At 72.2% G+C, this 12,668-nt stretch carries 10 protein-coding genes and 1 rRNA gene; 5 read left to right on the top strand and 6 right to left on the bottom strand.

Annotation, left to right across the window (positions count from 1 at the left end; all coding sequences use genetic code 11):
* Positions 1–139: 139 nt before the first annotated feature.
* The 5 genes from ACGFRG_RS30850 to mtnA form a co-directional block, all read right to left on the bottom strand.
* On the bottom strand, positions 140–901 hold the full coding sequence (locus tag ACGFRG_RS30850; protein ID WP_361430333.1) for a ComF family protein: 762 nt from the start codon (positions 899–901) through the stop codon (positions 140–142).
* A gap of 132 nt (positions 902–1,033) precedes the next feature.
* Positions 1,034–2,836 carry an LpqB family beta-propeller domain-containing protein gene (locus ACGFRG_RS30845; RefSeq protein ID WP_361430396.1) on the bottom strand — a complete coding sequence of 601 codons (1,803 nt, stop codon included), beginning with the start codon at positions 2,834–2,836 and terminating at the stop codon, positions 1,034–1,036.
* A gap of 82 nt (positions 2,837–2,918) precedes the next feature.
* Positions 2,919–4,967 carry an MtrAB system histidine kinase MtrB gene (gene mtrB / locus ACGFRG_RS30840; protein ID WP_393269206.1) on the bottom strand — a complete coding sequence of 683 codons (2,049 nt, stop codon included), beginning with the start codon at positions 4,965–4,967 and terminating at the stop codon, positions 2,919–2,921.
* Between the two features lies 1 nt (position 4,968).
* Positions 4,969–5,658, bottom strand: coding sequence for a two-component system response regulator MtrA (gene mtrA / locus ACGFRG_RS30835; protein ID WP_188278465.1), 690 nt, complete (start codon positions 5,656–5,658; stop codon positions 4,969–4,971).
* Between the two features lie 4 nt (positions 5,659–5,662).
* Positions 5,663–6,811: an S-methyl-5-thioribose-1-phosphate isomerase gene (mtnA, locus tag ACGFRG_RS30830; RefSeq protein ID WP_393269202.1), complete on the bottom strand. Its 1,149-nt coding sequence runs from the start codon at positions 6,809–6,811 to the stop codon at positions 5,663–5,665.
* A gap of 155 nt (positions 6,812–6,966) precedes the next feature.
* Here mtnA and ACGFRG_RS30825 point away from each other — a divergent pair, with 155 nt between their 5' ends.
* From ACGFRG_RS30825 to ACGFRG_RS30805, 5 genes are read left to right on the top strand one after another with little or no spacing between them, the layout of a single operon-like run.
* Complete coding sequence (locus ACGFRG_RS30825; RefSeq protein WP_361430329.1) at positions 6,967–8,205, top strand: glycerophosphoryl diester phosphodiesterase membrane domain-containing protein; 1,239 nt, start codon at positions 6,967–6,969, stop codon at positions 8,203–8,205.
* A gap of 4 nt (positions 8,206–8,209) precedes the next feature.
* Positions 8,210–8,926 carry a DUF4129 domain-containing protein gene (locus tag ACGFRG_RS30820; protein ID WP_393269199.1) on the top strand — a complete coding sequence of 239 codons (717 nt, stop codon included), beginning with the start codon at positions 8,210–8,212 and terminating at the stop codon, positions 8,924–8,926.
* Entirely contained in the window at positions 8,923–10,137 is a 1,215-nt protein-coding gene (locus ACGFRG_RS30815; protein WP_361430326.1) for a DUF4350 domain-containing protein, read from the top strand. Before ACGFRG_RS30820 ends, ACGFRG_RS30815 begins: the two co-directional genes overlap by 4 nt.
* The gene (locus tag ACGFRG_RS30810; RefSeq protein ID WP_393269197.1) at positions 10,134–11,117 is read left to right on the top strand and encodes an AAA family ATPase; all 984 of its coding nucleotides are present in this window, start codon (positions 10,134–10,136) and stop codon (positions 11,115–11,117) included. The genes ACGFRG_RS30815 and ACGFRG_RS30810 overlap by 4 nt, the downstream gene beginning before the upstream one ends.
* A gap of 10 nt (positions 11,118–11,127) precedes the next feature.
* Positions 11,128–12,438 carry a DUF58 domain-containing protein gene (locus ACGFRG_RS30805; protein ID WP_393269195.1) on the top strand — a complete coding sequence of 437 codons (1,311 nt, stop codon included), beginning with the start codon at positions 11,128–11,130 and terminating at the stop codon, positions 12,436–12,438.
* 139 nt (positions 12,439–12,577) lie between these two features.
* On the opposite strand, the gene rrf is transcribed toward ACGFRG_RS30805, so the two are convergent.
* Positions 12,578–12,668 (bottom strand): 5S ribosomal RNA (gene rrf, locus ACGFRG_RS30800); the annotation flags it as partial.

The raw sequence follows: 12,668 nt of genomic DNA, 5'->3' as shown, positions 1-12,668 counted from the left end.
GCATTCAGCGAGGCCGGCTCTCGCCATTCCTCACAACCGAACATAGCTCGGTCGGACGGATGTCGGCACCCGCTACCCGCACGTACCTCCGTTCAGGTGTTTCCTCCCTCTCACTACCTGCAACGATGCAGGTTCGCTGTCAGTTCCGGTTTATTTCGAACGAGGCCGGCGTCGAGGCCACGACAGCGGCCGCCGCCGACCGCTGCGCGCTTCCCCCAACGGCGTACCCCGAGGCACCCCCGACCGCCCCGGGCACGGTCGCCGCCCCCGCGACGGCCACCGCACGCGCCGCCTCCACCAACGACGCCCCGGTCGTCATGAGGTCGTCCACCAGGACCACCCGACCGCCCTCCAGGAGCCTGTCACCGCCCGCCGACACCTCCAGTGCTCCGGTCAGATTCGCCAGCCGCTGCGGGGCGCTCAGCCCCGCCTGGTCCCGCACCGCGCGCCGCTGCCGCAGCACGGCCGCCACGCGCGCGTCCGTCCCCGTGCGCCGCAGTTCGCCCGCCGCCGCCAGGGCGATCCGCCGCGCCGCGTCATGCCCGCGCGCCCGCACCGCCCGGCGCGCCGAAGGAACCGGTACGAGCAGCAACGTTCCGTCCCGGGGCGCCCCGGCGACCGCGCGCACCGCGCCCGCCAGCGCCTGCCCCAGTACCCCGGCCAGCCCCAGGGCCCCGCGCTCCTTGTGCGCGAGCAGCACCGCCCGTACGGCGTCCTCGTACTCGGCCGCCGCGTACACCACCGGCAGCCCCGCGGGTTCGGGGGCCGGCCGCACCCGCCGCGCCCGCGCGCCCAGCAGCGCCGCCGCGCACCGCTCGCACAGCGCCGTACGGGGGCTGCCGCAGCCACCGCAGGCGACAGGCAGCACCAGTTCGGAGATCTCCTGCCACCATCCCCGCATGGCCCCCACTCTGCCAACAGGAGGGCGACCCGGCCACCCCTGTGGAAAACCCGCCCCGCCGTCCTGTGGACAGCGGGGCGGGTTCGTTCTCCCTGCATCGAAGGCGCGTTCCCGGTGCGGAAGGCGCGCTCGTCAGCCCGGGTAGACCGGCGAGGAGCCCGTCTTGACCGCGGTCTTCCAGTTCGCACCGGGCGGCAGCCGGACGATGCCGTCCTCCTTCGAGTGCGCCACCAGCGGCAGCCGCTCGTCGTCCGCGGCGGCGATCTCGGTCACCCGGTTGGCGCCCGGCACATTGCCCGCGGCCGACGTCGAGCCGTCGGTCTGCATATAACGCAGCTGCTGCTGGAGCCCGCCGGACTCCTTGCCGACCACGACGAGGCGGCTGCGCCCGGCCCACGACACGGCCGTCACGTCCTCCATCTGCGGCGCGCCGGGGCGCAGTTCCACCACGGAGACCTGCGGGTGCTCCGGGTCGCCGATCCGCTCCACGCGGCCGATCCGCAGCGTGGTGTGGCCGCCCTCGGCCACCAGGAGCGCGATCCGCACACCGTCCGCCGACATCCGCACCTGCTCGATGCGCGCGCCGTTCAGACCGGCGACATCGACCTCCTGGGGCTGGCCCGCGCCCTTCTCCAGGCGCAGCAGCCGGGAGTGGTCCGGGTCCCGGTCGGCCACCCACAGGTCGCCGCGCCCGTCCCAACTCGGCGCCGAGAGCCCGTCCTTCGCCGGGTCCTTGCTCTGGCTGGTGACCAGCGTCTTGACGAGCTCGCCGTCGGACACGATCGGCGCCACGTACAGCGAGCGGCCGTCCGACGTCACGCCCGCCGCGTGCCGCTCGTCCCGCGCCACCGCGACCGTACGCAGCTTCTGCTCGCCCCGGCCCAGCGGCCCCGCCACCTGCTCGGTCACCACGTCGCCGTCCGCGCTGCCGCTGGCGTCGGTGCTGTCCGTACCGTCGCGCACCGCGTCCCGCATCCGCGCCAGCCGCCCCTGCGTGTCCAGGAAGTACTGCCCGGGCTTGGGCGAGATGCGGTCCGGCGCGTAGTCCTCGGCCTGGTCGCCGCCGAGCACGCAGAGCTGCGAGCCGTTGGCCCGGTCCAGCTCCACCTGACTGACCCGGGTCGCCGTCAGATCCCGCAGGGTGAACAGGATTTGGGCGGCCATCTTGCGGCACTGCGCCCCGCCGACATTGGACGCCCGCTCGTTGAGCGGCACCTTCAGCGCGTTGCGGTCGTCGAACGACAGCGCCGTGGTGCCGTCCTTCAGCTCCGTACCGCTCGGGAAGCGTGAACTCACCACCGGACGCAGCCAGTTGGTCGGGCCCTCAAGGACGGCCATGACCGTCTGGGTCACCAGGTTCATCTGCGTCTCGGGGTCGTTGCGCTGACGCACGTACACCGGGTCGGCGACCAGCAGCCGTTCCTGACCGGACGCGAAGTAGTACTTGTTGACGGAACGGTAGATGCGCTGGAAGTCCGACTGCCCCAGGAGCAGCCCCTCGGGCAGCGAGTCGATGCGCCACTCCTTGCCGCCGGGCCCGCTCTCGCGTACGAGATGGATCGTCTCGTTGTACGTCGACTTGGGCCTGGCCGGCTGGTAGGCGTGCTGCTTGTCCACCACGGCCACCGGCTTTCCGGTCACCGTGAAGGTGAAACTCGCGCTGTCCCCCTTGTCGTTGGCCCGGTTCGGCTCCGGGTTCGGCCCGTCGGCCAGCACCGTGGTGGCCAGATCCGGCTTCCACGCGCGCGCGGCCTGCGGCGTCAGATACTTGCGGGCCGTCGCGAACTGCGGGTCGTCACTGGTCATCGCCTCCAGGAAGCCGTCGACGATCTCGTCGGCGGCCGCCCCCTCGCGCGGCGGCACCGCGTACACCTGCACCTGCGAGTCGGCGCGCTGCGAGGCCTGCACCGCGTGCACATCCCCGCTGTCGGGCATCGACGCACAGCCCGCCACCAGCACACCGCCGCAGCCCAGCAGCGCGGCGGACCGCAGCCGACGGCCGCGCCCCCTCCCCGGATCAGCGCCCACGAGCCGTTTCCTCCTGGTCGGCGGCTGCCGGGGCAGCCGCTGCGTCAGCAGCCTGCGATGGTACGGATTCGCCGTCGGCGCGCCCGTCCGCGACCCGGGGCACCACCCGGGCCCCGCCGCCACCGGGCAGCGCGGTCGGATCGGCTGCCGGACCCGACGTCCTGGGCGGTATCGGGGGCCGGGGCGGCACGGGCAGCGAGGAGCGGTCGGCGGCCGGCTGGACGGGCACGCTCGTCAGCCGCAGCCCGTTGCCCTGCCCGGCGGCCGCGCCCTGGCGGGCCCGCTCCCGGGCCGAGCGCGAGTCCTCCGGCTCCAGCGGTATGGGCGACCCGCGCAGCGGCTCGTCGGCCGTACGCGGCAGCGTCAGGCGGAACTGGGAGCCGCCACCGGGCTCGCCCCAGGCCTGCAGCCAGCCGCCGTGCAGCCGCGCGTCCTCGACCGCGATCGACAGTCCCAGTCCCGTACCGCCGGTTGTCCTGGCCCGCGCGGGGTCGGCCCGCCAGAAGCGGTTGAACACACGGGTCGCCTCGCCGGGCTTCAGACCCACGCCGTAGTCGCGCACGGCGACCGCCACGGCCCCGCCGGCCGTCGCCATCCGCACCACCACGTCCCGGCCCTCGCCGTGCTCCACGGCGTTGACGACCAGGTTGCGCAGCACCCGCTCGACGCGCCGGGCGTCCGCCTCGGCGACCACCGGCTGGTCGTCGCCGACCACCCGTATCCGGGTGCCCTTGCGCTCGGCCAGCGGCTCGGCGCCCTCGATCACCCGTCGTACGACATCACGCAGGTCTATCGGCTCGGCCTCCAGCGCCGCCGCGCCCGCGTCGAAGCGGCTGATCTCCAGCAGATCGGCGAGCAGCGACTCGAACCGGTCCAGCTGCCCGGCGAGCAACTCGGCCGACCGCGCCGTCACCGGATCGAAGTCGACCCGCGCCTCATGGATGACGTCCGCCGCCATCCGTACGGTCGTCAGCGGTGTACGCAGCTCGTGCGAGACGTCCGAGACGAACCGCCGCTGCATCCGCGACAGCTCCTCCATCTGCTGGATCTTGAGCTGGAGGTTCTGCGCCATCTTGTTGAAGGCCTCGCCGAGCCGCGCGATGTCGTCCTCGCCGGTGACCTTCATCCGTTCCTGGAGCTTGGCGGCCGAAAGCCGCTCGGCGATCTGCGCCGCCATCCGCACCGGTGTCACGACCTGCCGGACCACCAGCCAGGCGATCGCGCCGAGCAGCACCACAAGGAACAGCCCCGCGGTCGCGAGGGTGCCCTTGACCAGGCTCAGCGTCTTCTCCTCCTGCGCCAGCGGGAAGAGGTAGTACAGCTGGTACGCCTGTCCGTCGACGTCCTTCAGCCGGGTGCCGATGACCAGACCCGGCTTGGGCTCCTGCCCGTCGAGGTACTTGATCGAGGCGTACGTCTTGTACGCGCCCGTCCCCACGTCGACCGAGTCCCGCAGGCTCTTCGGCACGCTCGCGACCGGGTCCACGCCGCCGGAGGCGCGCGGCCCGCGGTTGCTGGACCCCGAGTCCTCGGAGTCGGCGCTCAGGGCCACCACGTAGAACGCGCCCTGACCGCCACTGGCGAGCTGGGTCACCAGCTCACTGCGCCAGGTCACCGAACTGCCGGCCCGCCCGTCCGGGCTGCCGTCGTCCTGTCCGCCCGGCGCCGCCGGAGCACTGGCCTTGTCCTTGGCCACGGCGAAGCCGCCCGCCGACTGGCTCTCGGCGGCCTTCTCCTTGGTGACCAGAAGTCCGTTGCGCACCTGACCGATGACAACGAACCCGAGCAGCAAAACCACACCCAGCGACATCAGCAGGGTGGAAGCGACCACCCGCAGCTGGATGTTGCGCCGCCACAGCCGCACCGCGGGCAGCAGCGGACGCCGCACCCAGCGCACGAAAAGCCGTAGCACAGGGCTGCCGGGCGTCCCCTCCTGGAGGATCCGCCCGCCCCAAGACGTCTTCCGTCCCTCACCAGCAGCCCGCCCCCCACGGACCCCGGGCTTCCCGGGCTTCGGAGCAGCACCGCCGCGGGACATGTCAGCTCGGTCCGGCCTTGTAACCGACACCACGGACGGTCACCACGATCTCCGGGCGCTCCGGGTCCTTCTCGACCTTCGAGCGCAGCCGCTGGACATGCACGTTGACGAGCCGCGTGTCCGCCGCGTGCCGGTACCCCCACACCTGCTCCAGGAGCACCTCACGGGTGAACACCTGCCACGGCTTACGGGCCAGCGCGACCAGCAGGTCGAACTCCAGCGGGGTCAGGGCGATGGACTGCCCGTCCCGCTTCACGGAGTGACCGGCCACGTCGATCACCAGATCGCCGATCGCCAGCTGCTCCGGCGCCGGCTCCTCCGACCTCCTCAGCCGCGCCCGGATACGGGCGACGAGCTCCTTCGGCTTGAACGGCTTCACGATGTAGTCGTCCGCCCCGGACTCCAGGCCGACCACCACATCCACGGTGTCGCTCTTCGCGGTGAGCATGACGATCGGCACACCGGACTCAGCCCTGATCAGCCTGCAGACCTCGATGCCGTCCCGTCCGGGCAGCATGAGGTCCAGCAGCACCAGGTCCGGCTTGGCCTCACGGAATGCCGCCAGTGCCTTGTCGCCGTCCGCTACGAACGACGGCTCAAAACCTTCTCCACGCAGCACAATGCCGAGCATCTCGGCCAGCGCGGTGTCGTCGTCGACGACAAGGACGCGTCCCTTCATAAACGTCATCATCCCATTAGCTAATCGTTACCTGGCGTGACCTGGCACACAGCTCTCTCAGCCCGCCCCCGGTCACCGGGGAGAGCACACCTTCCTCGGTGACGATCGCCGTCACCAACTCGGGTGGTGTCACATCGAAGGCGGGGTTGTACGCCTGCGTTCCGAGCGGCGCCACGGGCAGTCCGACGCCGGTCCCCCACCCGGCCGCGGAAATCTGCGGTCCGGTGAGCTCCGTCACCTCTTGCCCGGGCCGCTGCTCGACCTCGATCGCCGCCCCGTCGGGCGTCTGAAGATCCACCGTCGTCACGGGCGCCACCACGATGAACGGCACGTGGTGGTACTTGGCGAGAACTGCGAGCGGATAGCTTCCCACCTTGTTCGCCACCGAGCCGTCGGCGGCGATCCGGTCCGCCCCGATCAGAACGGCGTCCACCTCTCCCGCCGCGAACAGTGAACCCGCGGCATTATCAGTCAGCAAGCTGTACGCCATTCCACTGCGCGCCGCCTCGTACGCGGTCAGTCTGGCCCCTTGCAGCAGTGGCCGTGTCTCGTCCACCCACAGCCGCCGCAGCCGGCCCGCCCGGTGCGCGGCCAGCGCGACCGCGAACGCGGTGCCCTCGCCCCCCGACACCAGCCGCCCGGTGTTGCAGTGCGTGAGCACGCTGTGGCTGCCGCCGGGCAGCAGCTCGTCGAGCAGCGCCAGCCCGTGCGCCGCCATCCGGGCACTGGCCTGCGCATCGGCCCGATGCAGTGCCCGGGCGGCCGCCAGCGCCGCCGCCCCGGCCTCCTGCGGGCCCGCGCCCTTCTCGACGGCCGCCCGGTACGCCCCGAGCGCCAGCCGCACCCCGTACCCGAGGTTCACCGCGGTGGGCCGCGCCCCCGCCAGCAGAGCCGCGGCCTCCTGCACGTCGAAGCCGCGTACCCCGGCCAGCGCCACTCCGTAGGCCCCGGCGATCCCCAGCAGCGGCGCCCCGCGCACCGCCAGCGTCTGGATCGCCCGCACCAGCCCCGGCACGTCCGTACAGACCAGCTCGACCTCCTCCGCCGGGAGCCGGGTCTGGTCGAGGAGCACCAGCACCGGCCCTTCGGGCGGCTCGTCCCAGCGCAGCTGGGACAGCCCCGGCGGCTCTGCACCTGCGGTGGATCGCGCGTCCTGATCAGCCATTCGCCCAGTCTGCCCGGTGAGCCGCCGACAAATGAAGGTGCCGGCGAGATACCGGGCCCGGTCCGCTGCCCCGGACCGCATGGCACGATGGCTGCCAACCCGAAGGAGCCGGCTCCCCGAGCCGGTCCCGCGACCAAGCCACGAGGTGGACGACCGTGAACGACTCTCCGGGCTGGGCTTCGCCCGGATCGGCCCCCTCCGACGGCGAGGACTCCGGCGCGCCCCGCCCGCCCGAGCCCTCCGACCGGGCCCGCGCGACCTCGCAGTGGTCCCGGAACCAGCCTCCGGCGGGCCAGTGGTCGCCTCCGGCCGCCGTACCGGGCCAGGGTCCTCCGCCGCCTCCGCCGGGCCGCCCAGGACCCCACCAGGGCGGCGGATGGGGGCAGCCACCTGCTCCGGGCGGCTGGAACTCCGGCTGGGGCCGGCCGCCGGCCGCCAAGCCCGGCGTCATCCCGCTGCGCCCGCTCGGCGTCGGCGAGATCCTCGACGGCGCCGTGTCGACGATGCGTGCGCACTGGCGCACGGTCCTGGGCCTGACGCTCACCGTCGCCGTGATCACCGAGATCGGGAACATCCTCGCCCAGCGCTACCTGCTCCCGGCCGCACCCGAGATCGATCCCAACGCCACGGGCACCGAAGCCCTCAACCAGGCCTTCGACTCCCTGCGGTCGAGCATGCTCGGCATGCTGCCCATCGCCGTCCTCAGCCTGATCGGCACCCTGTTCGTCACGGCCGTGCTCACCGTCGTGGTCAGCCGCTCCGTGCTGGGCCGGCCCGTGACCCTGCGGGAGGCATGGGCCGAGGCGAGCCCCCGCCTGATGACGCTGCTCGGCCTCCTCGTACTGATGCCGCTCATGGCAGGTGCGATCGTGGGGATCGGCATCCTTCCCGGCCTGCTCATCGGGTCCGGCGCGGGTGTGGGCCTGGCCGTGCTCGGCGGGCTGGCCGCTTTCGTGGCCGTCGTGTGGCTGATGATCCAGTTCAGCCTCGCCGCCCCCGCGCTGATGCTGGAGCGGCAGGGTCTCGTCAAGTCCCTGCGCAGGTCGGCCAAGCTGGTGCGCGGGGCGTGGTGGCGGATCTTCGGCATCACGCTCCTGACGCTGCTCCTGACCTTCATCGTCTCGCTGATCATCGCGATCCCGTTCACCGTGATCGGCACGATCGTCGATGACGGCGGCGCCAACAACCTCTTCGGCGGAGCCACCTCCGACTACGGCTGGCCGTTCCTGATCATCACCGGGATCGGCGCGGTCATCGGCTCGGCCATCACCTACCCGATCTCCGCCGGCGTCGCGGCGCTGCTCTACATCGACCAGCGCATCCGCCGCGAGGCGCTCGACCTCGACCTCGCCCGCGCCGCGAACCTGCCGGGCCACGAGACTCCCGGGAGCTGATGCGGTGTCCGCGACGGGGGGCACAACCATGGTGCGACTGCTGCTCCATGGGGGCGGCGGGCCGCCGGTGGACACTCCGCGTGTGCCCGCCCGCGAGGCGGCGCAGCACGAACTGTCCAAGCCGATGTACCACGAGAACGACCCGAACCTCCTGGAACGCGCCCTCGACCGCTTCTGGAAGTGGGTCGGCGGCCTCTTCGACGCGGCTTCGGGCGCGGCGCCAGGCGGCACGCTCGGCCTGGTCGTCATCGTGCTCGTCGTCCTGGCACTCGTCGCGGCCCTGTGGTGGCGGCTCGGCATCCCGCAGCGCGCCGCGTCGGCCGGTGGCTCGGTCTTCGAGGACCGCCCGCGCAGCGCCGCCGAGCACCGCGCCGCCGCCGAGGCCCATGCGGCCGCCCGCCGTTGGACGCAAGCCGTCCAGGAACGGATGCGGGCCGTCGTCCGCTCCCTGGAGGAGCGCGCCCTCCTCGACCCGCGCCCCGGCCGTACCGCCGACGAGGCAGCAGCCGAGGCGGCCCGACCGCTGCCCGGCCACGCCGACCGACTCCGCGCCGCGGCCCGCGAGTTCGACGACGTCACATACGGAGGCCGTACGGCGAACGAGGCCGCATACCACCGTCTCCGTGACCTCGACACCGACCTGGAACGCACCCAACCGGAGCTGAGCGCCCTCACCCAGGCTCCCGCGGCGCAGGTGGCTACTCGGGGAGCCGCGGAGTGACCGACGCACAGGCCTCCGCGGCCGCTCCTCCGGCCTCCTCCTCCGGCCGCACGTCCACCGACGCGACACCCCGTCAGATCTGGACGCGCACGCGCGGGCTGCTGCTCGCCGCGGTCATCCTCGTCACCGCCGGCATCGCCCTCGCCGCTGTCCGCTCCGGCGACCAGCACGGCCGCCTCGACCCCCGTTCCGCGGACCGCTACGGCAGCCGCGCGGTCGCCGAACTCCTCAAGAACCAGGGCGTCTCCACGCGTGTGGTCACCACCCTCGACGAGGCCACCCGGGCCGTCGGCCCCGACACCACACTCCTGGTCACCGTCCCCGACCTGCTCACCGAGTCCCAGCAACGCCAACTGCACGCGGCCACCGCCGAGTCCGGCGGACGCACGCTCCTGCTGTCGCCCCGGTCGGCCTCCCTTCCCGTACTCGCCCCCGGCGTACACGAGGAGGGATCGGCCTCCGTGAGTGCCCGCGAGCCCGCCTGCTCGCTGGCCCCGGCCGTACGCGCCGGAAGCGCCGACACCGGCGGCGTCCGCTACTCGGCCAACGGCCAGGGCAGCGACGCCTGTTACCCGGCCGACGGTCTGCCCACCCTGCTCCGGATGGAGACACCCGCCAACGGTGACACCGTCCTGCTCGGCGCCCCGGACATCCTCTACAACCACCGGCTCGACAAGCAGGGCAACGCCTCGCTCGCCCTCCAGCTCCTCGGCTCCCGTCCCCATCTGGTCTGGTACCTCCCCTCGCTCGGTGATGTCTCGGCCACCGACGGCGGCGACCGCAGCTTCTTCGACCTCATCCCGTCCGGCTGGCTCTGGGCCACCCTTCAACTCGCCCTCGCGGCAGCCCTCGCCGCCGTCTGGCGCGCCCGGCGCCTGGGACCTCTGGTGACCGAGCAACTCCCGGTCGCCGTCCGCGCGTCCGAGGCGACCGAGGGCCGCGCCCGTCTCTACCGCAAGGCCAACGCCCGCGACCGCGCGGCCGACGCCCTGCGCTCGGCCACCCGCATACGGCTGGCTCCCCTCCTCGGCGTGCCCGCCTCAGCGGCGCACGCGCCCGAACTCCTCGTCCCCGCCGTTTCCGCCCGGCTCCCCGCCACCGAACGGGACCTTCAGGTCCTGCTGTTCGGCCCGGCGCCGGCCGACGATGCCGCACTTGTCCGCCTCGCGGACGAACTCGACGCCCTCGAAAGAGAGGTACGCACCTCATGAGCGACCGAACCCCGGTGACCGGAGCGAACCCGGACAGCGCCCGCGCCTCCCTGGAGGCTCTGCGCACCGAGATCGCCAAGGCCGTGGTCGGCCAGGACTCCGCCGTCACGGGCCTGGTCGTGGCCCTGCTCTGCCGTGGCCACGTACTGCTCGAAGGAGTTCCCGGCGTCGCCAAGACACTCCTCGTGCGCTCGCTCGCCGCCTCTCTCGAACTCGACACCAAGCGCGTGCAGTTCACCCCCGATCTGATGCCCAGTGATGTCACGGGCTCGCTCATCTACGACGCCCGCACTGCCGAGTTCTCCTTCCAGGCCGGCCCGGTGTTCACGAACCTCCTGCTCGCGGACGAGATCAACCGCACCCCGCCGAAGACGCAGTCTTCTCTCCTGGAGGCCATGGAAGAGCGTCAGGTCACCGTCGACGGCACGCCGCGACCGCTCCCCGAGCCGTTCCTGGTCGCGGCGACGCAGAACCCGGTCGAGTACGAGGGCACCTATCCCCTGCCGGAAGCCCAGCTGGACCGCTTCCTGCTGAAGTTGACGGTGCCTCTCCCCTCCCGCGCGGACGAGATCAATGTCCTCGCCCGCCATGCGGAAGGCTTCAACCCTCGCGACCTCCGGGCCGCCGGAGTCCGCCCGGTGGCGGGCGCCGCCGATCTGGAAGCGGCGCGCGCTGCCGTCGCCAAGACCTCGGTCTCCGCCGAGATCACCGGCTATGTCGTCGATATCTGCCGTGCCACGCGTGAATCCCCCTCACTCAGCCTCGGTGTCTCCCCCCGAGGCGCCACCGCTCTGCTCTCCACCGCTCGCGCCTGGGCCTGGCTCACGGGCCGGGACTATGTCATCCCCGACGACGTGAAGGCCTTGGCCCTCCCCACACTTCGCCATCGCATCCAGCTGCGGCCCGAGGCGGAGATGGAGGGCATCACCGCCGACTCCGTCATCACCTCAGTCCTCGCCCACGTCCCCGTCCCCCGCTGAGGCGACGACTGTGGCTCTCACCGGACGCACCGCTCTGCTCGCCGCACTCGGCTCTCTCCCCGTTGGCGTGCTGGCCCCGAGCTGGGCAGGAATGCTCGCGGTCAACGCCCCCCTCACACTCGCAATGATGTGCGACTACGCCCTCGCCGCGCCAGTGCGAAAGCTCCAATTCACCCGAAACGGTGATACGTCAGTTCGATTGGGTGACGCCGCCGAGGTCGTCCTCACCATCACCAATCCCTCGGGCCGCCCCCTGCGCGCCGAACTTCGCGACGCCTGGCCGCCCAGCAGCTGGCCGTCCGGCGCCGAACAGGACGCCTCCCGGCACAGGTTGAAGGTCCCGGCCGGCGAACGCCGCCGTCTCACGACGAGTCTGCGCCCGACCCGGCGGGGCGACCGCCGCTCCGAGCGGATCACCGTCCGGTCGTACGGCCCGCTCGGACTCGTCTCCCGGCAGGGCGGCCATCACGTCCCGTGGACCGTACGCGTCCTGCCGCCCTTCACCAGCCGCAAACACCTGCCGTCCCGGCTGGCGCGGCTCCGTGAACTCGACGGCCGCACGAGCGTGTTGACCCGAGGCGAAGGGACCGAATTCGACAGCCTGCGCCCCTACGTCCCCGGCGACGACACCCGCTCCATCGACTGGCGCGCCACCGCCCGCCAGAACGCCGTCGCCGTACGCACCTGGCGCCCCGAGCGCGACCGCCACATTCTCGTCGTCCTCGACACGGGGCGAACGTCGGCGGGCCGCGTCGGAGACGTGCCCCGGCTCGACGCCGCCATGGACGCGCCCCTGCTCCTCGCCGCACTCGCGTCCCGCGCGGGCGACCGCGTCGACCTCCTGGCGTACGACCGGCGTGTGCGCGCCCAGGTCCAGGGCCGCGCCGCCGGCGAGCTCCTGCCCGCGCTGGTCAACGCGCTCGCACCGCTCGAACCCGAGCTGGTGGAGACGGATGCCCGCGGCTTGAGCGCCGCAGCCCTGGCCAACGCTCCCCGCCGCTCACTCATCGTGCTCCTGACAAGCCTGGACGCAGCACCCGTCGAAGAGGGGCTGCTTCCCGTGCTCCCTCAGCTCACCCAGCGCCATACGGTCGTGGTCGCGGCTGTTGCCGACCCCCACATCAAGAAAATGGCGGAGGCTCGTGGCACTGTGGACGCCGTTTACGATGCCGCCTCAGCCAGCAGGACCCAGGAACAGCGTCGCCGAACAGCTGAACAGCTGATGCGTCACGGCGTCACCGTCGTGGACGCCACCCCGGACGAACTGGCACCGGCTCTCGCCGATGCGTATCTGGAGCTGAAGGCGGCGGGGCGACTCTGACAGAGCGCTCTGTCAGCGGAGGGCCGCGCGGAGCGCGGACCATGCAGCCCAAAGGAGGAGGGGCCCTGGACGCAAAGACCCAGAACGCAAAAATGCCTCAGTCCCTGACCATAAAGGCCGGGGACTGAGGCTAAAATTTGTTCGGCGGCGTCCTACTCTCCCACAGGGTCCCCCCTGCAGTACCATCGGCGCTGAAAGGCTTAGCTTCCGGGTTCGGAATGTAACCGGGC

Origin of the sequence: Streptomyces sp. NPDC048696 (genome assembly GCF_043198895.1) — a bacterium.
In the GTDB taxonomy this organism is placed as follows: Bacteria; Actinomycetota; Actinomycetes; order Streptomycetales; family Streptomycetaceae; genus Streptomyces.
This window is presented reverse-complemented; position numbering and strand designations above follow the sequence as displayed.